The sequence below is a fragment of the Streptomyces sp. NPDC048191 genome, assembly GCF_040652655.1.
In the GTDB taxonomy this organism is placed as follows: domain Bacteria; phylum Actinomycetota; class Actinomycetes; order Streptomycetales; family Streptomycetaceae; genus Streptomyces.
Genome location: NZ_JBEZMO010000002.1, coordinates 129798 through 152782, shown reverse-complemented (window position 1 = coordinate 152782; position 22985 = coordinate 129798). Strand labels below are relative to the sequence as shown.

General features: G+C 71.0%; 27 protein-coding genes. 22 read left to right on the top strand and 5 right to left on the bottom strand.

Translation table 11 applies throughout. The annotated features are described in order from the left end of the window. Positions 1–28: 28 nt before the first annotated feature. Positions 29–844, bottom strand: coding sequence for an AAC(3) family N-acetyltransferase (locus AB0D93_RS03730; protein ID WP_362112363.1), 816 nt, complete (start codon positions 842–844; stop codon positions 29–31). A gap of 172 nt (positions 845–1016) precedes the next feature. Between AB0D93_RS03730 and AB0D93_RS03725 the strand changes: the two genes are divergently transcribed. The 8 genes from AB0D93_RS03725 to AB0D93_RS03690 are packed head-to-tail and all read left to right on the top strand — an operon-like array spanning position 1017 to position 7563. Beyond that, a complete protein-coding gene (locus AB0D93_RS03725) occupies positions 1017–1751 on the top strand; it encodes an ArsR family transcriptional regulator (protein WP_362112360.1) in 735 nt (244 codons plus the stop codon). Beyond that, positions 1748–3169, top strand: a complete 1422-nt coding sequence (sufB, locus tag AB0D93_RS03720; protein ID WP_189307693.1) for a Fe-S cluster assembly protein SufB — start codon at positions 1748–1750, stop codon at positions 3167–3169. The genes AB0D93_RS03725 and sufB overlap by 4 nt, the downstream gene beginning before the upstream one ends. 57 nt (positions 3170–3226) lie before the next feature. Then, positions 3227–4411 (top strand): Fe-S cluster assembly protein SufD, encoded by a 1185-nt coding sequence (gene sufD, locus AB0D93_RS03715; protein ID WP_362112356.1) that lies wholly within the window; start codon positions 3227–3229, stop codon positions 4409–4411. Continuing rightward, the gene (locus AB0D93_RS03710; protein ID WP_055707850.1) at positions 4408–4725 is read left to right on the top strand and encodes a non-heme iron oxygenase ferredoxin subunit; all 318 of its coding nucleotides are present in this window, start codon (positions 4408–4410) and stop codon (positions 4723–4725) included. Before sufD ends, AB0D93_RS03710 begins: the two co-directional genes overlap by 4 nt. A gap of 7 nt (positions 4726–4732) precedes the next feature. After that, positions 4733–5497: a Fe-S cluster assembly ATPase SufC gene (gene sufC / locus AB0D93_RS03705; RefSeq protein ID WP_208901529.1), complete on the top strand. Its 765-nt coding sequence runs from the start codon at positions 4733–4735 to the stop codon at positions 5495–5497. Further along, positions 5494–6750, top strand: a complete 1257-nt coding sequence (locus tag AB0D93_RS03700) for a cysteine desulfurase (protein ID WP_362112351.1) — start codon at positions 5494–5496, stop codon at positions 6748–6750. Before sufC ends, AB0D93_RS03700 begins: the two co-directional genes overlap by 4 nt. Before the next feature lie 16 nt (positions 6751–6766). Then, positions 6767–7234 (top strand): Fe-S cluster assembly sulfur transfer protein SufU, encoded by a 468-nt coding sequence (sufU, locus tag AB0D93_RS03695; protein WP_362112348.1) that lies wholly within the window; start codon positions 6767–6769, stop codon positions 7232–7234. Further along, on the top strand, positions 7231–7563 hold the full coding sequence (locus AB0D93_RS03690; protein WP_030792219.1) for a metal-sulfur cluster assembly factor: 333 nt from the start codon (positions 7231–7233) through the stop codon (positions 7561–7563). Before sufU ends, AB0D93_RS03690 begins: the two co-directional genes overlap by 4 nt. 54 nt (positions 7564–7617) lie before the next feature. Here AB0D93_RS03690 and AB0D93_RS03685 read toward each other — a convergent pair whose 3' ends face one another. Next, positions 7618–8412, bottom strand: a complete 795-nt coding sequence (locus AB0D93_RS03685; RefSeq protein ID WP_362112344.1) for an AbfB domain-containing protein — start codon at positions 8410–8412, stop codon at positions 7618–7620. Between the two features lie 106 nt (positions 8413–8518). Here AB0D93_RS03685 and AB0D93_RS03680 point away from each other — a divergent pair, with 106 nt between their 5' ends. From AB0D93_RS03680 to AB0D93_RS03660, 5 genes are all read left to right on the top strand, one after another. Further along, positions 8519–8842 (top strand): multidrug efflux SMR transporter, encoded by a 324-nt coding sequence (locus tag AB0D93_RS03680; protein WP_362112341.1) that lies wholly within the window; start codon positions 8519–8521, stop codon positions 8840–8842. Continuing rightward, positions 8842–9378 (top strand): TetR family transcriptional regulator, encoded by a 537-nt coding sequence (locus tag AB0D93_RS03675; protein WP_362112338.1) that lies wholly within the window; start codon positions 8842–8844, stop codon positions 9376–9378. The genes AB0D93_RS03680 and AB0D93_RS03675 overlap by 1 nt, the downstream gene beginning before the upstream one ends. 64 nt (positions 9379–9442) lie before the next feature. After that, a complete protein-coding gene (dapD, locus tag AB0D93_RS03670; protein ID WP_362112335.1) occupies positions 9443–10429 on the top strand; it encodes a 2,3,4,5-tetrahydropyridine-2,6-dicarboxylate N-succinyltransferase in 987 nt (328 codons plus the stop codon). A 403-nt stretch (positions 10430–10832) separates the two neighbouring features. Beyond that, positions 10833–11573, top strand: coding sequence for a methyltransferase domain-containing protein (locus AB0D93_RS03665; RefSeq protein WP_362112332.1), 741 nt, complete (start codon positions 10833–10835; stop codon positions 11571–11573). A gap of 139 nt (positions 11574–11712) precedes the next feature. After that, entirely contained in the window at positions 11713–12336 is a 624-nt protein-coding gene (locus AB0D93_RS03660) for a hypothetical protein (RefSeq protein ID WP_362112329.1), read from the top strand. Positions 12337–12526: 190 nt separating this feature from the next. On the opposite strand, the gene AB0D93_RS03655 is transcribed toward AB0D93_RS03660, so the two are convergent. Continuing rightward, positions 12527–13069, bottom strand: a complete 543-nt coding sequence (locus AB0D93_RS03655; RefSeq protein ID WP_362112326.1) for a hypothetical protein — start codon at positions 13067–13069, stop codon at positions 12527–12529. A 139-nt stretch (positions 13070–13208) separates the two neighbouring features. On the opposite strand from AB0D93_RS03655, the gene AB0D93_RS03650 reads away from it, so the two are divergent. Both AB0D93_RS03650 and AB0D93_RS03645 read left to right on the top strand, forming a co-directional pair. Beyond that, entirely contained in the window at positions 13209–13760 is a 552-nt protein-coding gene (locus AB0D93_RS03650) for a SigE family RNA polymerase sigma factor (RefSeq protein WP_362112323.1), read from the top strand. Then, positions 13757–14977: a WD40 repeat domain-containing protein gene (locus tag AB0D93_RS03645; protein ID WP_362112320.1), complete on the top strand. Its 1221-nt coding sequence runs from the start codon at positions 13757–13759 to the stop codon at positions 14975–14977. The genes AB0D93_RS03650 and AB0D93_RS03645 overlap by 4 nt, the downstream gene beginning before the upstream one ends. Here the strand turns inward: AB0D93_RS03645 and dapA are convergent, their stop codons facing one another. Then, on the bottom strand, positions 14978–15880 hold the full coding sequence (dapA, locus tag AB0D93_RS03640; RefSeq protein WP_362112317.1) for a 4-hydroxy-tetrahydrodipicolinate synthase: 903 nt from the start codon (positions 15878–15880) through the stop codon (positions 14978–14980). It abuts the gene before it with no gap. A gap of 167 nt (positions 15881–16047) precedes the next feature. On the opposite strand from dapA, the gene AB0D93_RS03635 reads away from it, so the two are divergent. The 6 genes from AB0D93_RS03635 to AB0D93_RS03610 all read left to right on the top strand — a co-directional run bounded on the left by AB0D93_RS03635 (position 16048) and on the right by AB0D93_RS03610 (position 19420). Next, the gene (locus tag AB0D93_RS03635) at positions 16048–16227 is read left to right on the top strand and encodes a hypothetical protein (protein ID WP_362112314.1); all 180 of its coding nucleotides are present in this window, start codon (positions 16048–16050) and stop codon (positions 16225–16227) included. After that, positions 16224–16928 (top strand): hypothetical protein, encoded by a 705-nt coding sequence (locus AB0D93_RS03630; protein ID WP_362112311.1) that lies wholly within the window; start codon positions 16224–16226, stop codon positions 16926–16928. Before AB0D93_RS03635 ends, AB0D93_RS03630 begins: the two co-directional genes overlap by 4 nt. 53 nt (positions 16929–16981) lie before the next feature. Beyond that, positions 16982–17401 carry a phage holin family protein gene (locus AB0D93_RS03625; RefSeq protein WP_362112308.1) on the top strand — a complete coding sequence of 140 codons (420 nt, stop codon included), beginning with the start codon at positions 16982–16984 and terminating at the stop codon, positions 17399–17401. Next, positions 17398–17955: a DUF3618 domain-containing protein gene (locus AB0D93_RS03620; RefSeq protein WP_362112306.1), complete on the top strand. Its 558-nt coding sequence runs from the start codon at positions 17398–17400 to the stop codon at positions 17953–17955. The genes AB0D93_RS03625 and AB0D93_RS03620 overlap by 4 nt, the downstream gene beginning before the upstream one ends. 101 nt (positions 17956–18056) lie before the next feature. Further along, positions 18057–18668 (top strand): helix-turn-helix domain-containing protein, encoded by a 612-nt coding sequence (locus AB0D93_RS03615; protein WP_362112303.1) that lies wholly within the window; start codon positions 18057–18059, stop codon positions 18666–18668. Positions 18669–18682: 14 nt separating this feature from the next. Next, positions 18683–19420, top strand: a complete 738-nt coding sequence (locus AB0D93_RS03610) for an SRPBCC domain-containing protein (RefSeq protein WP_362112300.1) — start codon at positions 18683–18685, stop codon at positions 19418–19420. A gap of 7 nt (positions 19421–19427) precedes the next feature. On the opposite strand, the gene AB0D93_RS03605 is transcribed toward AB0D93_RS03610, so the two are convergent. Next, positions 19428–21254 carry an endonuclease/exonuclease/phosphatase family protein gene (locus tag AB0D93_RS03605; RefSeq protein WP_362112297.1) on the bottom strand — a complete coding sequence of 609 codons (1827 nt, stop codon included), beginning with the start codon at positions 21252–21254 and terminating at the stop codon, positions 19428–19430. A 266-nt stretch (positions 21255–21520) separates the two neighbouring features. Between AB0D93_RS03605 and AB0D93_RS03600 the strand changes: the two genes are divergently transcribed. After that, positions 21521–22948: a hypothetical protein gene (locus AB0D93_RS03600; RefSeq protein ID WP_362112294.1), complete on the top strand. Its 1428-nt coding sequence runs from the start codon at positions 21521–21523 to the stop codon at positions 22946–22948. Positions 22949–22985 lie beyond the last annotated feature (37 nt).

The window sequence follows — 22985 nt, the reverse complement described above, 5'->3', positions numbered from 1 at the left end:
TCCAGAGTCTAGGGAGGGCCCGGACGGCTCAGGCGCGGGGGTGCGGGAAGTCCTCCGCACGAGGTCGGTGCAGCGGCAGCCACCGCTCCGCGTAGGCCACCGCGTCCGCCACCGGGAACAGCCGTGCGTCCGCCGCGCCGACCCTGCCGCGCACGACGGGGCGGTCCCGCTCGAAGTCGTGGCCCAGCTCGTCGAACCGGTCGGCGTCGATCGACACCTCGACCACGGTCTCCCAGCCGCCGCCCGGGGCCGGCCGTCCGACCTCGGCGAGCGGCGCGGGTATCCGGTACTCGGCCAGGTGGAACGAGGTGCAGGAGTCGTAGCCCGCGCCGAGCAGCAGGACCCGGGCGCCCCGCTGCTCCAGCCGGGCCAGCGGGCTGCGCTCGCCGAGCCGGCAGTCGGGTGCGTGGCCTTCGGTGATCTCCCGCGCGTGCGGGCCGAGCGCCGCGAAGGAGGTGTGCGGGTGGGCGCTGCGCAGGGCACCCGGCCAGGTCCGCACGGTCTCGGGGATCACGCCGACCCCGCGCGTGGGGGTGGTCAGCGGGTCGTACGGCGGCATGGTGGCCCGGATCCGGTCCCACCACTCGCGGGGCACCGGAGGCCTCACCCACAGCGCCGGGTCGGACAGCTGGGCCGACTGGGCGGGGACGACGAGCGTGCCGGACGGCCCCAGGGCGTCGAGGAGTCCCTGGACGACGGCGACGGCGCCTCCGTTCACCCATCCGAGGGAGCGGAGCGAGGAATGGACGAGGAGGATCTCACCGGTCTCGACGCCGAGCAGGCGCACCTGTGCGGCGAGGGTGTCCCGCGTGACAAGAGGGCCGGTCGGAGGGGGTGTCGCCATGCTTGCGGAGTCTTCCGGACGGGCCCCGGGCGACGCCACCGAATTGCTCACCGATGATCGATCAAAGATCGTTTTCGCAGGTCGGATTAGGTATGCCTAAGTGACGCAGGGCACCGCCCGATGATCCGGACGCCGCTTGTCAGGCTCCGCGGAATTACGCAACAATGGCGTTGTGAAAAACGTCGGCGAGGCTCGGGAGGCTCCCCTGGGGGCCCCACAGGAGGAACTCGCGACCGGTGAGCGCTCCACGCGCAACCGCGTCGCGCGCTCCATCCTGGACCACGGCCCGTCGACCGTCGCCGAGCTCGCCGGCCGGCTGGGACTGACCCAGGCGGCCGTCCGGCGTCACCTGGACGCACTGGTCGCCGACGACGTCGTCGAGGCCCGCGAGCAGCGCGTGTACGGCACGCGCACGCGCGGCCGTCCCGCCAAGGTCTTCGCACTGACCGACTGCGGCCGGGACGCCTTCGACCAGTCGTACGACAAGCTCGCCGCGGACGCGCTGCGCTGGATCGCCGAGCAGGGGGGCGGCCCCGAGGCGGTCGCCGCCTTCGCCCGCGCCCGGATCGCCGCCCAGGCCGGCGCGTACCGCGAGGCGATCGAGGCCGTGACGCCGGACAAGCGCGCCGAAGCGCTGGCCAAGGCCTTGAGCGTCGACGGGTACGCTGCTACGGCGCGCAGCGCACCGGTCGGCGAGCAGCTCTGCCAGCACCACTGCCCCGTCGCCCACGTCGCGGAGCAGTTCCCGCAGCTGTGCGAGGCGGAGACGGAGATCTTCGCCGAGCTGCTGGGTACCCACGTCCAGCGACTGGCGACCATCGCGCACGGCGACGGCGTCTGCACGACGTTCATCCCCAAGACATCCACTGACGCACCTGCAAGCACGGCCGGGAGGAACCCCGCATGACTCTCCCCACGGAGACTGCCCACCCTGAGCTCGAGGGCCTGGGCAAGTACGAATACGGCTGGGCCGACTCCGACGTGGCCGGTGCCTCCGCCAGGCGCGGCCTGAACGAGGACGTCGTCCGTGACATCTCCGGCAAGAAGTCGGAGCCGGAGTGGATGACGAAGCTCCGCCTGAAGGGCCTGAAGCTCTTCGAGAAGAAGCCCATGCCGAACTGGGGCTCCGACCTCTCCGGCATCGACTTCGACAACATCAAGTACTTCGTGCGCTCCACGGAGAAGCAGGCGGAGTCCTGGGAGGACCTGCCCGAGGACATCAAGAACACCTACGACAAGCTGGGCATCCCGGAGGCCGAGAAGCAGCGCCTGGTCGCCGGCGTCGCCGCCCAGTACGAGTCCGAGGTCGTCTACCACCAGATCCGCGAGGACCTGGAGGAGCAGGGCGTCATCTTCCTCGACACCGACACCGCGCTGAAGGAGCACCCGGAGCTCTTCAAGGAGTACTTCGGCACGGTCATCCCGGCCGGTGACAACAAGTTCGCCGCGCTGAACACCGCCGTGTGGTCCGGCGGCTCCTTCATCTACGTGCCGAAGGGCGTGCACGTCGAGATCCCGCTCCAGGCCTACTTCCGGATCAACACGGAGAACATGGGCCAGTTCGAGCGGACCCTGATCATCGTCGACGAGGGTGCCTACGTGCACTACGTCGAGGGTTGTACGGCCCCGATCTACAAGTCGGACTCGCTGCACTCCGCGGTCGTCGAGATCATCGTCAAGAAGAACGCCCGCTGCCGCTACACGACCATCCAGAACTGGTCGAACAACGTCTACAACCTGGTCACCAAGCGCGCCGTGGCCTACGAGGGCGCGACCATGGAGTGGATCGACGGCAACATCGGCTCCAAGGTGACGATGAAGTACCCGGCCGTCTACCTGATGGGCGAGCACGCCAAGGGCGAGACCCTGTCCATCGCCTTCGCCGGCGAGGGCCAGCACCAGGACGCCGGCGCCAAGATGGTCCACATGGCGCCGAACACCTCGTCCAACATCGTCTCCAAGTCGGTCGCGCGCGGTGGTGGCCGTACCTCCTACCGTGGTCTGATCGAGATCGGCGAGGGCGCCGCCGGGTCGAAGTCCAACGTGCTGTGCGACGCGCTGCTGGTCGACACCGTCTCCCGCTCGGACACGTACCCGTACGTCGACGTCCGCGAGGACGACGTGTCCATGGGCCACGAGGCCACCGTCTCCAAGGTCTCCGAGGACCAGCTCTTCTACCTGATGAGCCGCGGTCTGTCCGAGGACGAGGCGATGGCGATGATCGTGCGCGGCTTCGTCGAGCCGATCGCCAAGGAGCTGCCCATGGAGTACGCGCTGGAGCTCAACCGGCTGATCGAGCTGCAGATGGAGGGCGCGGTCGGTTAGTCACCGGTCCGCACCCCCGTCAAGCCCATACGCAAGAAAGCGAGCATTACGACAGCCATGGCTGAGGCCCAGAACATCCCGGTGGGTTCCACCACCGCCGGCTCGATCGCGGTCGCCGCGGAGTCGACCGTCGTCTCGCGCATGAGCGCGCCCCCGTCCTTCGACGTCGCGGACTTCCCGGTCCCGCACGGCCGCGAGGAGGAGTGGCGGTTCACCCCGCTGGAGCGCCTGCGCGGGCTGCACGACGGCACCGCCGTCGCGAACGGCGACGGTGTGAAGGTCGACGTACAGGCCCCCGAGGGCGTCACCGTCGAGGCCGTCGGCCGCGACGACGCGCGCCTCGGCAGGGCGGGCACCCCGGTGGACCGCATCGCCGCGCAGGCGTACTCCGCCTTCGAGAAGGCCTCGGTCGTGACCGTCCCCAAGGAGACCGTCCTCACCGAGCCGATCCGCATCGCGGTGCACGGCCAGGGCGGCACCGCCTTCGGCCACCAGGTGATCGAGCTGGGCGCCTTCGCCGAGGCCGTCGTGGTCATCGACCACACCGGTGACGCGGTGCTCGCCGCCAACGTCGACTACGTCCTCGGTGACGGCGCCAAGCTGACCGTCGTCTCCGTCCAGGACTGGGACGACAAGGCCGTTCACGTCGCCCAGCACAACGCGCTGATCGGCCGGGACGCCTCCTTCAAGTCGGTGGTCGTCACCTTCGGCGGCGACGTGGTCCGCCTGCACCCGCGCGTCACCTACGCGGGTCCCGGCGGCGAGGCCGAGCTCTTCGGGCTGTACTTCACCGACGCCGCGCAGCACCAGGAGCACCGCCTGCTGGTCACCCACAACACCCCGCACTGCAAGTCGAACGTCGTCTACAAGGGCGCGCTGCAGGGCGACGACGCGCACGCGGTCTGGATCGGCGACGTGCTCATCGAGGCCAGGGCCGAGGGCACGGACACCTACGAGATGAACCGCAACCTGGTCCTCACGGACGGCGCGCGCGTCGACTCGGTGCCGAACCTGGAGATCGAGACCGGCGAGATCGTCGGCGCCGGCCACGCCTCCGCCACCGGCCGCTTCGACGACGAGCAGCTCTTCTACCTGATGGCCCGCGGCATCCCGGAGCACGAGGCCCGCCGCCTGGTGGTCCGCGGCTTCTTCGCCGAGCTGGTCCAGCAGATCGGTGTCGCCGACATCGAGGAGCGCCTGCTCGCCAAGATCGAGGAGGAGCTGGAGGCTTCGGTCGCATGACCTTCGTACGCGCCTGTGGGCTGAGCGAGCTGGAGGAGGACACCCCGAAGCGGGTGGAACTCGACGGCACGCCGGTGTCGGTCGTCAAGACCGAGGGCGAGGTGTTCGCGATCTACGACATCTGCTCCCACGCGAACGTCTCCCTCTCCGAGGGCGAGGTGGAGGACTGCCAGATCGAGTGCTGGCTGCACGGCTCCTCCTTCGACCTCCGCACCGGCAAGCCGTCCGGCCTCCCGGCCACGCGCCCCGTCCCCGTATACCCCGTAAAGATCGAAGGGGACGACGTTCTCGTCTCCCTCACCCAGGAGTCCTGAGGCACCCATGGCAACGCTTGAAATCCGAGACCTGCACGTCACCGTCGAGGCCGACAACGCCACGAAGGAGATCCTCAAGGGCGTCGACCTCACCGTGAAGCAGGGCGAGACGCACGCCATCATGGGCCCCAACGGCTCCGGCAAGTCGACCCTCGCCTACTCCCTCGCTGGTCACCCGAAGTACACGATCACCAGCGGCACCGTGCTGCTCGACGGCGAGGACGTCCTGGAGATGTCCGTCGACGAGCGCGCCCGCGCCGGCCTGTTCCTGGCGATGCAGTACCCGGTCGAGGTCCCCGGCGTCTCGGTCTCCAACTTCCTGCGCACCTCCGCCACCGCGATCCGCGGCGAGGCCCCCAAGCTGCGCACCTGGGTGAAGGAGGTCAAGGAGGCCATGGAGCGCCTCAACATGGACCCGTCCTTCGCCGAGCGCAACGTCAACGAGGGCTTCTCCGGCGGTGAGAAGAAGCGCCACGAGATCCTCCAGCTCGAGCTGCTCAAGCCGAAGGTCGCGATCCTCGACGAGACCGACTCCGGCCTGGACGTCGACGCGCTCCGCATCGTCTCCGAGGGCGTCAACCGCGTCCGCGAGACCGGCGAGGTCGGCACCCTGCTGATCACGCACTACACGCGCATCCTGCGCTACATCAAGCCCGACCACGTCCACGTCTTCGCCGGCGGCCGCATCGTCGAGTCCGGTGGTCCCGAGCTCGCGGACAAGCTGGAGAACGAGGGCTACGAGGCCTACACGAAGGGTGGCGCATCCGAGTGACACAGCTGCCGGGCCTCCTCGACACCGAGGCGATCCGCAAGGACTTCCCCGTCCTGGACCGACTGGTCCACGACGGCAGGAAGCTCGTGTACCTGGACAACGCTGCGACCTCGCAGAAGCCGCGCCAGGTGCTGGACGCCCTGAGCGAGTACTACGAGCGCTACAACGCCAACGTCCACCGCGGTGTGCATGTGCTCGCCGAGGAGGCCACGGCGCTGTACGAGGGCGCGCGCGACAAGGTCGCCGAGTTCGTCAACGCGCCGAGCCGCGACGAGGTGATCTTCACCAAGAACGCCTCCGAGTCGCTGAACCTCGTGGCGAACATGCTGGGCTGGGCCGACGAGCCCTACCGGGTGGACCACGAGACCGAGATCGTCATCACGGAGATGGAGCACCACTCCAACATCGTGCCGTGGCAGCTGCTGGCGCAGCGCACGGGCGCGAAGCTGAAGTGGTTCGGCCTGACCGACGACGGCCGCCTGGACCTGTCGAACATCGAAGAGGTCATCACGGAGAAGACGAAGATCGTCTCCTTCGTGCTGGTGTCGAACATCCTGGGCACGGTCAACCCGGTCGAGGCCATAGTGCGCCGCGCGCAGGAGGTCGGCGCGCTGGTCTGCATCGACGCCTCCCAGGCCGCCCCGCACATGCCGGTGGACGTGCAGGCCCTCCAGGCCGACTTCGTCGCCTTCACCGGCCACAAGATGTGCGGTCCGACGGGCATCGGCGTCCTCTGGGGCCGTCAGGAGCTGCTGGAGGACCTGCCTCCGTTCCTGGGCGGCGGCGAGATGATCGAGACCGTCTCGATGCACTCCTCGACGTACGCTCCCGCGCCGCACAAGTTCGAGGCGGGTACGCCGCCGATCGCCCAGGCGGTCGGTCTCGGCGCCGCGATCGACTACCTCAACTCGATCGGCATGGACAAGATCCTCGCCCATGAGCACGCGCTGACCGAGTACGCGGTCAAGAAGCTCGCCGAGGTCCCGGACCTGCGGATCATCGGCCCGACGACGGCCGAGGACCGGGGCGCCGCGATCTCCTTCACCCTCGGCGACATCCACCCGCACGACGTGGGACAGGTCCTGGACGAGCAGGGCATCGCGGTCCGCGTCGGCCACCACTGCGCGCGGCCCGTCTGCCTCCGCTACGGAATTCCTGCGACCACGCGAGCGTCGTTCTATCTGTACTCCACGCCGGCCGAGATCGACGCACTGGTCGAGGGGCTGGAGCACGTACGGAACTTCTTCGGCTGAGGGGCGTGCTGAAACGGTGAAGCTGGATTCGATGTACCAGGAAGTCATCCTGGACCACTACAAGAACCCGCACGGGCGTGGTCTGAGGGATGGCGACGCCGAGGTGCACCATGTGAACCCGACCTGTGGCGACGAGATCACCCTCCGAGTGAAGTACGACGGCACGAAGATCGAGGACGTCTCGTACGAGGGCCAGGGCTGCTCGATCAGCCAGGCCTCGGCCTCCGTGCTGAACGAGCTGCTGGTCGGCAAGGACCTGACCGAGGCGCAGAAGATCCAGGAGACCTTCCTGGAGCTGATGCAGTCCAAGGGCAGGATCGAGCCGGACGACGCGATGGAGGACATCCTGGAGGACGCGGTCGCGTTCGCCGGTGTCTCCAAGTACCCCGCGCGGGTCAAGTGCGCCCTCCTGAGCTGGATGGCGTGGAAGGACGCGACGGCCCAGGCGCTGGGTGGCGCCGAAGCCGAAAGGAAGACGGCATGACCGACACCGCTGAGATGAAGCCGGCCTCCGAGGAGGAGCTCCGCGAGGCCCTGATGGACGTCGTCGACCCGGAGCTGGGTATCGACGTCGTCAACCTCGGCCTGATCTACGGCATCCACATCGACGACTCCAACATCGCCACCGTCGACATGACCCTGACCTCGGCGGCCTGCCCGCTGACGGACGTCATCGAAGACCAGGCCAAGTCCGCCACGGACGGCCTCGTCAACGAGCTGCGCATCAACTGGGTCTGGATGCCCCCGTGGGGCCCCGACAAGATCACGGACGACGGCCGGGAGCAGCTTCGGGCGCTCGGGTTCAACGTCTGACACAGAGCTGGGAAAAGGGGCCGTGGCCATGTGCCGCGGCCCCTTTCGGCGTCCTCAGCCCAGCCCGTCCACGAGCAGGAACGCCGAGTCCGCGCGGTACAGCTCGGTGTCCTCGTACGGGGCCAGCTTCAGCTGGAAGTTCTGGTGGCGCAGGAAGCGGCCCGGGTAGTTGACCGACTCCAGCATGGTCGCTCCGCCGAGGGACGACCGGCGCGCGCAGAAGGTGGCGTCCTGACGGAACAGGGCGGTGCCGTCGTCGTGTTCGGCGCGCAGCAGGAAGTTCCGGTGGCGCAGGTAGTCGCCGTCCGCCGTGACGAAAGAGTGACAGCCGCTGTTGGCAAGGCCCTTGACGACGGTGAAGGTCGCGGCACGTCGGTCGGCGGGGGTGCGGACGGGGTCGAGTCGCACGAGGTCGCCGCTGATGTGCCAGTAACGGTCGGGGTAGTTGAGGGAGCGGACGGACGTGCGGGTCCGTGCGGGCTTCGTCGACCGGCCGCCGGGCGAGGGGGCGGGACTCGGCGGCGCCGACGGCCGCTGTGCGGCGGGGGAGAGGGTGCCGCCCGGCGAGGTCGCCGCGGACATGCCGCTGCGGGCCGTGCGGTCCGGAGTGCCACCGGTGGGCGGAGAGGCGAAGGAGAGCAGGCCGGGCCCGTCGTCCGTGGGGGCTCCGGTCGTCCGCGGGGCGGCCGCGGTCCGCGAGGGCCCGGAGTTCATGGTCAGGGCGGTGACGCAGGCGGTGACCACCGCGAGCGCGAGCGCGCCGGCCAGCCAGAGTCTTCGGGTGCCGGGGGTACGGGAGGCGTCGGCGGGACGGCCGGTCTCCCAGGGATGGGGGGTGTGGTCGGGCATGGGCCCGCACATTAGTGGTCGGCCGGGGTCTAGTGAGCGGTTTCTGTGAAAGTGAAACTTTCTCGTTGTGTACGCCCGTACACAACCGTTGTGTACGCTCGTACACATGGGATACCTGACGCTCGCCGGCGCCATCGCCGCCGAGGTCGCCGCGACGACGGCGATGAAGTACAGCGAGGGTTTCAGCCGGCTCTGGCCCTCTCTGGTGACGGCTCTGGGCTACCTCGTCTCCTTCGCGCTGCTCGCCCAGACGCTGAAGACCGTGCAGATCGGCACGGCGTACGCGATCTGGTCCGGGGTCGGCACCGCGACGATCGCCGTGCTCGGCCTGCTGCTGTTCGGGGAGGGGCTGGGCGTGGCCAAGGTCGGCGGGATCCTGCTGATCATCGGCGGAGTGGTCGTGCTGAACCTGGGCGGGGCGAGCCACTGATGCCCCGCCGCTACGACCCCGACCGGCGCCGGCGGATCATCGACGCGGCGATCCGGGTGGCCGCCCGGGACGGCATCGCCGGCCTGAGCCACCGCTCCGTCGCCGCCGAGGCCGACGTCCCGCTGGGCTCCACGACCTACCACTTCGCCACCCTCGACGACCTGCTGGTGGCCGCCCTCTGCCAGGCCAACGAGGGGTTCGCGCAGGTGCTCGACGCGAGCCGGGTCCTGGCGGACGCGGACGGCGACCTGGCCGCCGGTCTCGCCCGTGTCCTCGGTGAATGGCTCGGACGAGACCGGCCGGGCGTGGAACTGGAGTACGAGCTGTATCTCGCGGCCCTGCGCCGTCCCGCCCTGCGTCCGGTGGCCGCCCAGTGGGCGCAGGAGACGGCCCAGCGGCTGGCCGCACGGGTGGACCCGGTGACGGCGCGGGCGCTGGTGGCCCTGATGGACGGGATCTGCCTCCAGGTGCTGCTGACCGGCGGTTCGTACGACGAGGAGTACGCCCGCGCCGCGCTGGCTCGGCTGATCCCCTGAAGCCGCGCCCGGCAGGTGAGACGCGGTTCGCCCTCACCACCCCGCCCACGTTAGGTTTTCCTTCATGACCGACTCTGCCACCCGCACCACCGGCGCCGTCGCCGCCGGCCTCGCCACACTCGCCTCCGACGGCACCGTTCTCGACACCTGGTTCCCGGCCCCCGAACTTGTCGAGGCGCCGGGCCCCGCCGGTACCGAGCGGCTCACCGCCGAGCAGGCGGCTCAGCTGCTGGGCGGCGGCGCGACCGCGGCGATCGGCCCGGACGCCCGCCGGGGCGTCGAGGTGGTCGCGGTCCGCACGGTCATCGCCTCGCTGGACGAGAAGCCGATCGACGCGCACGACGCCTACCTGCGCCTGCACCTGCTCTCGCACCGCCTGGTCAAGCCGCACGGCCAGAGCCTGGACGGCATCTTCGGGCACCTCGCCAACGTGGCGTGGACCTCGCTCGGCCCGGTCGCCGTGAACGACATCGAGAAGGTGCGGCTGAACGCCCGCGCCGAGGGCCTGCACCTGCAGGTCACCTCGATCGACAAGTTCCCGCGGATGACCGACTACGTCGCCCCCAAGGGCGTGCGCATCGCCGACGCCGACCGGGTCCGCCTCGGCGCGCACCTCGCCGAGGGCACCACCGTCATGCACGAGGGCTTCGTCAACTTCAACGCCGGCACGCTCGGTACCTCCATGGTCGAGGGCCGGATCTCCGCGGGCGTCGTGGTCGGCAACGGCTCCGACATCGGCGGCGGCGCCTCCACCATGGGCACGCTGTCCGGCGGCGGCAACGTGATCATCTCCATCGGCGAGCGCTGCCTGATCGGCGCGGAGGCGGGCGTCGGCATCGCGCTCGGCGACGAGTGCGTGGTCGAGGCCGGCCTCTACATCACCGCGGGCACCCGGGTCACCATGCCCGACGGCCAGATCGTCAAGGCCCGCGAGCTGAACGGCGCCTCCAACATCCTCTTCCGCCGCAACTCGGTCACCGGCACGGTCGAGGCCCGCCCGAACAACGCGGTCTGGGGCGGCCTGAACGACATCCTGCACAGCCACAACTGATCACCGGCGGCCGTGACCTGCTGATGAGCTGTCGGCAGCTGTCGGCGTCGGTCACCATCGAGCGCCCTTCCACGGCCCCAGGACGGCCCGGGAGGGCGCTCGCGCGTGGGCCCCGCTCCAAGCGGTTCGACGACGGCCGGCCCGCGGCCGCAGTGCTGCTTTCACCGTGATTCCCCGCTGTTCCCCGCTCGATCTGGTGCGGTTGTGGTGCAGCGAGGGAGTGCCACTACGGCACGTGCGCCTGCCGCGATGACCCTGTGGCGCGTCGCGTCACCATGGAGTCCGGCGCAACCATGGGGCTCGTCCGGCGGATGATGGGCCGAGCCAGGGCGGACCGAGGCGAGGGCCGGCCAGTGCCCTGATCGTGTTGACCGCCCCCGGCAGGCAGTGCTGGAGTCGGCGCGTGGACAGCAACCCTGACAACCGGCGGCTCTGGAACCAGATCAGCAGCGCCTACCAGCACCAGCACGACCCGCGAATCGGCGCCACACCCCGGCTGTGGGGCATGTACTCCATCCCCGACGCGCACCTGCACGCCCTGGGCGACGTCACCGGCAAGCGCGTCCTCGAACTCGGCTGCGGGGCCGGCCAGTGGTCCAGGGCGCTCGCCGCCGAGGGCGCAACCGTGGTCGGGCTCGACCTGTCCGAAGCCCAACTCGCCGCAGCGGCACGCGCGATGGGAGCGGCCCGCTACCCGCTGGTGCAAGGCGCCGCCGAACAACTCCCCTTCGCCGCCGACAGCTTCGACCTGGTGTTCTGCGACTTCGGCGGGCTCAGCTGGGCACCCCCGCACCTGGCCGTCCCGCAGGCCGCGCGCGTCTTGCGCCCAGGCGGGCGCCTGGTGTTCAACGTCGCCAGCCCCTGGTTCGAAGTCTGCTACGACGAAGCCGCCAGCCGCGTGACCACGACGCTGCAGATGGACTACTTCGGGCTGAACGCCATCGCCGAAGACGACGGCGCGACCAGCTATCAGCTCACCTACGGCGACTGGGTCAAGGTCTTGCGCGGCGCGGGTCTCGTCATCGACGACCTCATCGAGCCGCGGACCGAACCCGGAACACCCAACGGCTACAACGAAACCGACCCACCCGACTGGGCACACCGCTGGCCGGCGGAACTGCTCTGGGTAACCCACAAACCGTAAGTTCCGCCGCGCCGAGACGTGAAGGCATCCCCTCGCCTGTTCAGGCACCCGGCCCGCGTGTCACCAACGTCCCGGGACGGCACACCGCCACGGTCCGGCAACGTTGATGTCACGTGCTGATGTCAGCTTGAATGCCGTCATGGAGCTCCTGAAGGCCGATGACGTCGTACTTGGCGGCTATGTGCTTGCCCTGCCCGTCGTCCGCGAGCCCTGGCAGGACTCCAACCTCGTGCCTGCACGGTTCGTCACGATCAGTCGTTGCTTTTTGGCCGATGGGACTCCTCATCCCGAGTTCTACGACTGGTACATCGATCGGGCGGAAGCCGAACATGCCCGTATCCGGTTTGCGCCCGCTGCGGAACTGCTGGCTGTTGGCCTCAGCCAGGAGGACGCCCAGCTCTTGAAGCGTGATCACGCCTCATCGACGACGTGGGCGGAGTCGGAGGAACGAGAGTCGACCGAGCCCTCAGCTTTGACACTGCTGTCTGCCGGTCAGTCCCTACCGCCCGACGCCAGGATCCTGGGGTTCGACGTGGTGGGTGTTGAGTACGGCGTCTCCTTCTCCCACTCTTGGCTCTGCTACAGCTACGAAGCAGAGGTGTGGGGTGAGCTGCGTATCCGTCCCAACGCTGAGGGACTTCTGCCCAGTTACGAGAGTGCCGTAGAGGTATTGGCATGGATGGATTCCCGGCCGGCTGAAAAAGCTCCCGAACCAGTGCCCTGGACGGTCGTGATCATCGCGAGGTGTCAGCCTGAACATTGACGTCGGCGACCCGACGCCGCCCCATGGCTCAGCCCCAGTTTGGAAGATCGCGTATGCGGGTGGTCGCTGACCTGGGAGGCTTCTGAGCTGGGGCGGAGCGCCCGTGTGGCTGTCGTTCCCCGTCCATCCCGGTGCCGGCCGATCCCCCGCCGGGAGGCATTGTTCTGACCGTCGCGTAGCGGTGATCGGCTCATGGCCACCGGCCCTGTCCACCAGTGGGCGCGCGTCGGCGTAGCGCAGCCGCCGCGAACTCCGCCAGTACCGCGAAGTCGACCGCACCCAGACCGAGCCTGGGGTTCACGTGCCGCAGCAATGCGGGGCCCGGATGGTGGGCCTCGACGTACCTGGTGTCCGCCGGGCTCTGCTCGTCGTCCACCCAGGCGAACGGGCGGCCTTCGGCGTGCGCCACGATGGCTTCCGTCTTCCAGTGGACGCCGTCCGGGCGCTCCGCGAACAGACCGCTGCCGAAGTCGACGTGGGGCAGGTCGGTGGGCAGGCCGACGACCGGGGCGATCCAGACGTTGGCCTCGGCCATCCAGCTCGTCGCCCAGCACAGGTCGTAGCCGAGACGGAGCAGGGCAGGGCCGTGGGCCGGGTTCAGCCAGACCCGCAGGGGCCGCCGGGGGGCGAGGGGCACGCGGATCGTCGTGTATCCCTCGGGCCGGCGCTCCGGCTTGGCCGCGTAGGGGTTGAGGGGGCCGTCGACGTCCAGGAACAGCAGGGGGCGGCGCACGGGGACACCGTACGGCAGGGGAGGCGGTGGGGCACCGGAAAATTCTTCCGGGTGAGGGGCATAGCCGGTGCCGGGTCCGCGCGTCAGGACGGGTGCAGGGCCCGGACGACGAGGGGCCCGGGGGAAAGAGAAGGTGACGATGGATGCCCAAGCGCAGGAGAACTTCCGACAGTTCGTGGCCGGCAGGTCGTCCGCGCTGCTGAGGACCGCTGTCCTGCTGAGCGGCGGCGACCGGCACGCCGCCGAGGACCTGCTGCAGAACGCGCTCGTCAAGGCGGCCGGACGGTGGCAGCGGATCGAGGAGCCGGAGGCGTACGTACGGCGGATCCTGTACCGGCAGCAGATCAGCCGGTGGCGGTTGAAGTGGCCACGGCGGGAGGTGACCGTCGCGGAGCTGCCGGAGGGCGCCGTGGCCCCGGACGCGTCCGGGGCCGCCGAGTTGCGGCTCGTGCTGCGCACGGCCCTGTCCCGGCTCACCGCCCGCCAGCGCACCGTGCTGGTGCTGCGCTACTTCGAGGACCTGCCCGAGGCCGACGTGGCCCGGATCCTGGGCTGCTCCGTGGGCACCGTACGGTCCACCGCCCATCGCTCCCTGGCCAGACTGCGGGAACTGGCCCCCGAGTTGGCGGCGCTGGACCCCCGGCCGCAGCACCCGTCCCGTGACTTCTCGCCCGTGGAGGTGCGCCCGTGAACGTCGAGGAACTCGTGCGCGACGCGCTGCGGGAACAGGCCGCGCAGCAGCCGCCGGCACCACCGGGATTCGCCGACCGGGTGCTGGGCGCCCGCCGGCGCCGCCGTACCCGCCGGCTGGCGTCCGTCGCCGTCGCCACCGCCGCGGTGGTCGCCGTCGGCGTCGGGGTGCCGCTGCTGGACTCCGGCGGCAAGAGGGACGTACGGCCGTCCGGCACGCTGGACTCCCGTGACGTCATCGCGCACCCCGACCAGGGGCCGCCGCGCGAGCTGATCGCGGCGGGGCGGTCGGCGGTGGCCGCGTACTACACCACCGAGGTGGTGCCGCGGGACTCCCGCTACGCGACGGGCGAGCGCACGTACCGGCTCCTGAACCCGCGGACCGGCCGGTACGAGAAGGACGACCGGTGGTCGTTCGTCGCCGTCGCGCCGGGTCTGAGGACCGCCGCCGTGCTGGAACGGACGCTGCCCGCCGCCCGGATCGGACTGCTCGACCTCGCGACGGGGGAGGTCGAGCGGTGGATCCCGGTGTCGCACGGTGTCGGAGGGCTCGCCTTCTCGCGGGACGGGCGCAGGCTGGTCGCCACGACGTACACGGACAATCCCGACGGGTTCGAGAAGGCCAGGGACGCGCGGACCGGCCGCTCGGTCTGGGGGCCGCGGTTCGACTCCTCGTCCCGGACCGGCTTCGAGGTCGTGGACCTGGCCTCGGGCAAGGGGGACTGGGTCGCGGTCGCACCGGGCCGGGAGTTCCTGGGCCGGGAGGACTTCGCCTTCAGCCGCGCGGGTGACCTGCTGTACTCGCGGATCGTGGGACCCCGCGACGGCATGCAGCAGTTCTACGACTTCACGGGCCGGAAGGTCGCCGCGCCCGCGAACGAGCGTCAACTGCGGTCGGACGTGAGCGCCCGGCTGTCCCCCGGCGGGCGGCTCGCCGCCTGGGGGCTGGTGGCGGAGCCGCACCACACGTCGTACTCCTCGATCCGTGATCCGCTGACCGGCAGGGAGATCACCCGGGTGCGCGGCGCGGAACTGGTCGCCTGGGCGGACGACGAGCGGCTCATCGCCTGGGAGCGGGATCCGGACGTGGAGCGGTACCGGCCCCGGCTGGTGCTGGTCACGATCGGCAGCACCCAGGTCGTCCCGCTCAGCGGTTTCCAGGAGCCGAACGACGGCCACGGTGAGCGGGACTGGGAGCCGGTGTTCGCCGACCGCTGATCAGGCCGTCACGAGTTCCTCGTACCGCGTCAGCAGCCCGTCGGCCGCATCCCGGCCGGCGGGCAGCAGCGGTGCGCGCACCGGGCCCGCGGGCAGGCCCAGGCGGGTGAGGAGGGCCTTGGCGGTGACCGTGCCGGGCAGGCCCGCGCCCATCATCGCCTCGATCAGCGGCGTCGCCCGCAACTGGAGTCCGGTGGCCCGGGCGGTGTCGCCCGCGTCGAAGGCGTCCAGGATCGCGGCGATCGCGCCGGGGACGGCGTTCGCGACCGTGCTGACACAGCCCGCCGCGCCGACCGCGTACAGCGCGAGGACGTGCTCGTCGCAGCCCGCGTAGTACGCCAGGTCCGTGTGCGCCAGCACCTTCTGGGCGCCGAGGAAGTCGTAGGAACAGTCCTTGACGGCCACGATCCGCGGGTGCGCGGCCAGGCGGATCACCGTCTCCGGCTCGATCCGGGTGCCGGTGCGGCCCGGGATGTCGTAGAGCATCACGGGCAGAGCGACGGCGTCGGCGACCGCGCGGAAGTGCGCCTCCACCGCCTCCTGTGGCGGCCTGCTGTAGTAGGGCGTCACCACGAGCACTCCGTCGGCGCCCGCCTTCCGGGCCGCGAGGGCCAGTTCGACGGTGTGCCGGGTGTCGGCGCTGCCCACGCCCGTGACCAGCGACACCCGGTCGCCGACCGCCTCCCGGACCGCCGCGACCAGCTCGGACTTCTCCGCGTCCGTGGTGGTGGGCGATTCCCCCGTGGTGCCGTTCAGCACCAGGCCGTCGCAGCCCTCGGCCACCAGCCACGTGGCCAGCTTCCGGGCACCGTCCAGGTCGAGGGCGCCCTCCTCGGTGAACGGCGTGATCATCGCGCAGAGAGTGCGGCCGAAGGGCCGGGCGGTGGTGCCGGTGCTCGTCATGGGAGTAGTCTCGGCACCTCCTCGGTGAAGCTCTACTTAATTCTCCTACGAGGTATTGCTAAGCATTGCTGCTAGGAGCTGGCGGCGGACGAAGGTCCTGTGTCCAACTCGGCCCCTCATGGGTCACTATGGCCGGAGGGTCACCGACGTCCGTCATGGGAGGCACCATGAAGCTCGGCAAGGCACTGGCCACCGGAGTCGCCGAGGAGCGGCCGCTCGTCCACGAGGAGGCCGTCCACGAGGAGGCCGCCCACGAGGAGGTCGTCCTCGGGGCCCCGCTCCCCGGGGGGACCGCCCGCACCGAACCGGCCGAGCCGGCCGGCGAAGAGGTGCCGGCCGCCCGATGAGGCTCCGGCTCCCGGCGGAACGCCCGGCGCGGCCGCCGACCGGATACAAGATCGCCCACCCGGTGCTGTCGCAGGACGGCACCCGGGCCGGGTTCACCGGTGTGTCGCTCGGCGGCGCACTGCCGTACGCCGTGCTCGACGACGCCTCCTGCGTCTACGGGCGCCGGCACCGCCCGCCCGCCCGTCTGTGCGACTGCGGCTTCCACTGCGTCCACGACCGCGCGGCCGCCGAGGCCATGCTGTGCACCGCCGAACACCGCGCGGCCCTCCTGCTGGAGGTCTCGGTGCTCGGCGCCTACATCCGCTTCGAGCGCGGTTTCCGCTACGCCCGGCAGCGGGTGCGCACGGCCACCGCCGGCCCGTGCGCCTGCGGCGCCACCGCCGCCGCGCTCGCCGACGCCGGCTGGGGCAGACCCGGCTGGAAGGCCCTCGTCCCCGTCTGCGCCGGCTGTGTGCGCGGCCGTACGTCCGTCTCGCTCGCCGGCTTCGCCCGGCTGGCCGGAGAGGGGCTGCGGGTGGTGGCGGGGGAGGGCGGTACGGGGCACCCGTCCGCCGGGTTGGCGGTCGGCGCGGAGCCCGGTGTGCCCGAACTAGCCGCGGAGGCGGCGCTGTTGCAGGCACGCCTCGACTGGTTCCAGAGCCAACTCGCGCGTCTCGGCGAGCGCGGGAACGGGGGGAGCGCGGCAGGACTGACGGACTGATGGTCCCCGGCCCGGGTACCCGGATGTTCCGTACGGAGAGGAGGCGGAGCATCGTGACCGTGACCCCACAGGCACGGCCCGCGGCCGGCGGGCGCCCCTCCACGGGCGAACTCGTCGGACGGGCCACCGAACAGCTGTCCCGGCTGCTGCGGCAGGAAGTGGCCCTCGCCAGGGAGGAGTTGGCCGAGAAGGGGCGGCGCGCCGGACGCGGCGGCGGACTGCTGGGCGCCGCGGGCGCCGTCGGGTACGTCGGGCTGATCGCCCTGGCCGCGTCGGCCACCGCCGCCCTCTGCGCGGCGCTGCCCGTGTGGGCGGCGGCGCTGACCGTCGCCGTCGCGCTGTTCGTCGTCGCCGCGGTCCTGGCCGCGACGGGACGCGCCCAGTTGCGCCGTGCGGCCCCGCCCGCCCCCGAGGAGGCGCTCGGCAGCGTCAGGGCGGACGTCGAGGAGATCAGGGAAAGGGCACACCGATGAAACACAGGATTCCGCACGGTTCGGGCGCCAAGGGCCCCGACGAGCTGCGGCAGCAGATCGAGCACACCAGGCACCAGCTCGGCGACACCGTCGCCCAGCTGGTCGGGAAGGCCGATGTGAAGGGCCGGGCCCGGGTGCGGGCCGCCGACCTGATGGACAAGGCCGGCGCCATGACCGTACAGCTGCGCGTGAGCGCCGCCCAGGCCGGACACGGCATGCAGGACAGGGCGGCCAAGGCGGGTCACGCGATGCAGGGCCGGGCGGCGCAGGCCGGGCACGCCGTGCAGGGCAGGGCGGCCGGGGCCGGTCACGCGATGCAGGGCCGGGCGGCGCAGATGGGACACGCCGTCCAGGAGCGGGCCGGGCACGCGGGCCACGCCGTGCAGCAACGTGCCGGACGCGCGGGCCACGCCGTCGAGGGCACCGTCCCCCAGCCCCTGCGCGGCACCGTGCGCGCGGGCATGCGCCATCCGGGACCGGTCATCGCCGTGGGCGTGCTGGGCGCGGCAGCGGTGACGGCCGCCATCGCCTGGCGCCGGCTGCGCCACCGCTGACCACGGCCGCGCGGCAGGCCGCACACCCGTCCGCTCACCACCCTCTCACCGAAAACTGGGTCCGTCTGGACAATAAAAGTTTTCGGTGAGAGGGTGGACGCATGCTGGATGTGACGGTGATCGAGGATCCCGAGGCTGCGGCCGTGTCGCTGGACCCCACGAGGGCCCGGCTGCTCGCCGAACTGGCCGTCGAACCCGCCTCGGCGGCGATGCTGGCCGGAAAGGTCGGGCTGCCCCGGCAGAAGGTGAACTACCACCTCAAGGCGTTGGAGCGGCACGGCCTGGTCGAACTGGCCGGAGAGCGCCGCAAGGGCAACGTCACCGAGCGGCTGATGCGCGCGACGGCCGCGTCGTACGTCATCTCGCCGGCCGCCCTGCCCGCGGTGCAGCCCGACCCGGACCGCTTCCGGGACCAGCTGTCCGCGCGCTGGCTGCTCGCGCTCGGCGCCCGCCTGGTGCGCGACGTCGGCGCGCTGATCACCGGCGCCACCCGGGCCCGCAAGCGGCTGGCGACCTACGCCCTCGACGGCCAGGTCCGCTTCGCCTCCGCCGCCGACCGCGCGGCCTTCGTGCAGGAGCTGACGGCGGGCGTGAGCGCGCTGATCCGCAAGTACGACGCCCCCGACGCCGAGGACGGCCGCGACCACCGGATCGTCGTCGCACTCCACCCCACGGTCAAGGACCAGCAGCCCGCCCCCGCACTGGACCAGTGAGAAAGAGCCCCGCCATGTCCCAGGAATTCGAGATCGTCCGCGAGTTCGAGGTCGACGTCCCGCCGGAGAAGGTCTGGGACGCCGTCACCACCGGCACCGGTGGCTATCTCTGGCCGATGGACCCGCCCGAGCCGAGGGTCGGCGGCGCGGGACCCTTCGGCTCCACCGTCACCGCCTGGGACCCGCCCCACCGGTACACCAACCGCAGCGAGGACGTCGGCTTCCCGGTCCAGTCCCTGAACCAGCTCGACTACACCATCGAGCCCCGCGACGAGGGCCGCCGCTCCTGGGTGCGCTACGTCCACAGCGGCATCTTCACCGACGACTGGAACAACCAGTACGACGGCGCGAGCAAGCACACCAACTTCTACCTGCACACCCTGTGCGAGTACCTGACGCACTTCGCGCCCCGCCCGGTCGCCTTCGCCCAGCTGAACGGACCCGCGGCCTCGGGGACCCCGCAGGCGCTCGCCGCCGTCGGTCACGCCCTCGGCCTGGCGGACGACGCCGCCGCCGGTGCGAAGGCCGCCGTCCAGGGCCCCGGCGGGCGGACCCTGGACGCCGTACTCGACTACCGGAACCCGTACTTCATCGGGCTGCGCACCGACAGCGCCCTGATCCGTTTCTTCGGGCGCGGCCACTGGGGCGCCCCGCTCGGCATCAGCGTCCACGACTTCGCGCCGGACGCCGACGCCGGGGCGAACGAGACCGCCTGGCAGGACTGGCTGAACGGGGTGTTCAGCCGGTCCTGAGCACACGTCACGGGCGGAAGCGCAGCACCTGCGGGTCGTGGTCGCTGATCTGGTCGTGGAACTCCGAGTTGATGTGCACGCTGTCGTACTCGAAGTCGCAGCCGCGCCGGATCGCCGGGCTGATCAGGATCTGGTCCAGGACCTGCTCGTTGCCCTGGTAGTCGTAGGTGTAACGCTCGCTCCTCGGCAGCGACTTGATCGCCGACCACAGCTCGCCGTCACCCTCCATGATCTTGGCGGTGCCGGAGAACTCGAAGTCGTTCATGTCGCCGAGCGCGATGACGTTCGCGTTCTTCTGGATCTTCAGGATGTCCTTGACGAACGTGTTCACCTCGGTCGCCTGCGCGTGGCGCTGGATCTCCGAGCCGCGGGTCACCGGCTGGTACTGCGCGGTCAGCGGCTGGTCGCCGCCCTTGGAGATCAGGTGGTTGCCGATCACGAAGACGGTCTTGCCGTGGAAGACGAACTGGCCGACCAGCGGCTTGCGGCTGGCCTGCCAGGCCGCGTTCGACGGGTCGATCCGGCCCGGGGAGACCGTCAGCTCGGCCTTGCCGTTCTCCTTGGTGACGCCGACCGCCGTGGTGGAGTCGCCGCCCGCGCGGTCCACGAAGGACACCCGCTCCGGGTTGAACAGGAATACCTGGCGGATGTTGCCGCCCGGCTCGCCGCCGTCCTGGTCGTTGACCGGGTTGATCGAGCGCCAGTCGTACTTCGGGCCGCCCGCCGCGACGATCGCGTCGATCAGCTTGTTCACGGTGACGCTCGCGTCGACCGTGCCGTCGTCCGTGGCGCCGTTGTCGTCCTGGATCTCCTCCAGGGACACGATGTCCGGCGACTGCAGGTTGTTCACGATCGCGGCGGCGTGCTGGTCGAAGGTCTTGTCCGACGGGTCGAGGTTCTCGACGTTGTAGGTGGCCACCGCCAGCTCGCGGGCCGACTGCTGCCGCGTGGTCTCGCGCTCCAGGCCGCCGCTCTTCAGCGTGCCGAGCTCGCTCGCGACGAGGGTGTAGCCGCCGAACTGGTTGAAGTCCAGCGGGCCGGTGGTGGTGCCCTCCAGGGTGTCGCCGACGTTCGCCTTCGGGAAGTCCGCGGTGGCGCCCAGCGACTGGATCTGCAGCCGGCCGGTGTTCTGGGAGTCGTAGGAGCCGTAGACCGTGCCGCCCCGGCGGTTGCGGTGCTCCCACGGCTTCACCGTGACCCACAGCTCGCTGTAAGGGTCGGTTCCGGTGACCACGCGGGTGTTCTCGACCTGGACGTTCATGCCCTCGAGGGACTCGTAGTAGTCCAGGGCGTACTGGGCCGGGTCCAGGGTCAGGCCGTTGATGGAGCCGTTCGCTGCCGTGTCGCCGGCCGGGGTGTACGCGTCCGGGACCGACTTCGCGTCGATCACGACCGGCGCCGGGACCGGGTTGCCCGTGGAGACCGTGGTGACCGTCGGCTTGGTGATCTCCGTCAGGGACTGATTGCCGGAGGAGGCGCCGCCCGGGACGTACTCGGAGACGGTGCCGGTCACCGTCACCGAGTCGCCGACCGCGACCTTCGGCGTGGAGCCGGTGAAGACGAAGACGCCCTCGCTGGTGGCCGGGTTGTCGTCCGGGCTCGGATCCTGGAGCCAGAAACCTCTGGAGGAGCCGTACGTGCGCGTGGCGGTGACGATGCCGGGTACGTCCGTCACCTTCTGCCCGGCGAACGGGGATATCCGGGTCGTGCCCTGGATGTCGTGGATGCGCACCGCGTCGGCGTGCGCGGGGGAGGTGAGGACGACGGCGGACGCCGCACTGCAGACGGCGGCGACGGTGAGCGCGGCGAGGCGCGCGGAAGACCTGCTCGGCAAGGGATCCCTCCGGGGACGTGACTGAGCGCCGGGACGAGGGTGGTACGGGAGCGTGTGGGGGTGGTGGCCCTCCGTGACACGCGTAGAGCCGAGTGAACAGTTGTCCCCCCAACTTCTACGCGCGTCAATCTCCAGCCTCCGCCCGGGAGTTGTCAAGGTTTCGGCCATGTACGGTGGCCGACGGGGAGATGAACCGGGCGGCATGGGTGGAAATCCGTCTAGGCTGAGCGGCTGAGCCCGTTTCACGGTCCGAGGAGAACCAGCCGATGTCAGACAGCGCCCCCCTGCCGCCCGTACGGCTGCACCCCGAAGCGGAGCTGGCACGCGCCGCGCTGTCCACGCCGCTGCTCTCCCACGCCGTCCGCCTGGCCCGCTGGGCCGGTCCCGGCACACGTGTGGACGCCGGTGGCGGACTGGCCGAGGAGCAGCTCCCGGCCGCCGCGGAACTGCTGGGCCTGGACGGCGACGACGCCGCCGCCTACGCGAGCGAGGCCTGGCGGGTCGCCGTGGACGCGGGACTCGTCGAGATCCTGGACGAGGAGGCCGGGACCTTCCGGGCGGGCGAGGAGCTGAAGCGGCTCACCGGCGGCTCCCCGGCCGATGTGCTCGCCGTGTGGCTCGCGGCACTGGAGACCGTCCTCGCCGACGCGAGCGTGCCCGACCTGGACGACCTGGCCGACGCCCTGGGCGAGGGCGCGGAGATCGATTTCTCGTCACTCGACTGGGACCCGGAGGCCGAGGCGGAGTTCCTCGACGGCGTCCTCGGCAATCTGTACCTGCTGACCGTGAGTGAGGACGGCCCCGGCGACGGGCCCGTCCCGCTGCCCGCTCTCGCCGCGTCCATGATTGTCCCCGACGACATGGGCGAGCCCACCAACGACGTCCTGGAGCAGGTCTCCGACGCGATGATGCGGCTCGACGACCAGTTCCGCACCCTGGAGCCGGTCGGGCTCGTGGAGTACCAGCCGGTGGACGAGGCCCTCATGGCCGACGCCGACGAGGAGCCCTCCGCGCCCGTCGACGACACCGACGTCTCCCGGTACGGCATGGTCCGGCTCACCCCGCTCGGGGTGTACGGGCTGCGGGCGCGCCTGCTGGAGGCCGGCTTCGAGGCGCCGGCCGTCGGTGAACTCGCGGACAAGGGAGCGGACGCGCTGCTCGACGGCACGGCCCGGTTCGGGCAGGAGGCGGCACGCGCCGAGACCGAGCAGTGGCTCCACCGGCGGGAACCGCTCGCCGCGGCACGGGAGTTGCTGGCGGCGGCACGGGGTGCGGACGCGGGGGCGCCGCTGCGCCGGCTGCGCTGTCAGCAGGCCCTGTCCCTGGTCGGCGTCGAGGCCGAGCCGGCGCTGCGGGAGGTGCTGGACGATCCGGAACTGGGCGGCCTGGCCCGCGTGTGGCTGAGCGAACGGGGCGCGGCCGGGGTGCCGGCGCCGTCCGAGGAACTGGTGTTCTGGCTGACCATCGACACGGTGGCCGCGCAACTCGCCGCCGAGGGCAACTCCGAGGAGCTCCAGGCGCTGGTGGAGGGGCTGGCCGCGCAGCACAGCGGGTTCTTCGCGACCGCGTGGCGGGTGGAGCACCCGGCCACGGCGGACGTGCTGGAGGCGATGGGGCGGCTGCACCCGGACAAGAAGGTGGCGAAGGCAGCGCGGAAGGCGGCGTTCAAGGCGCGGTCGCAGCACGCCGGTTGAGCGGCTCCTTGGGCCGGTCATGGGGCAGTGCATACGG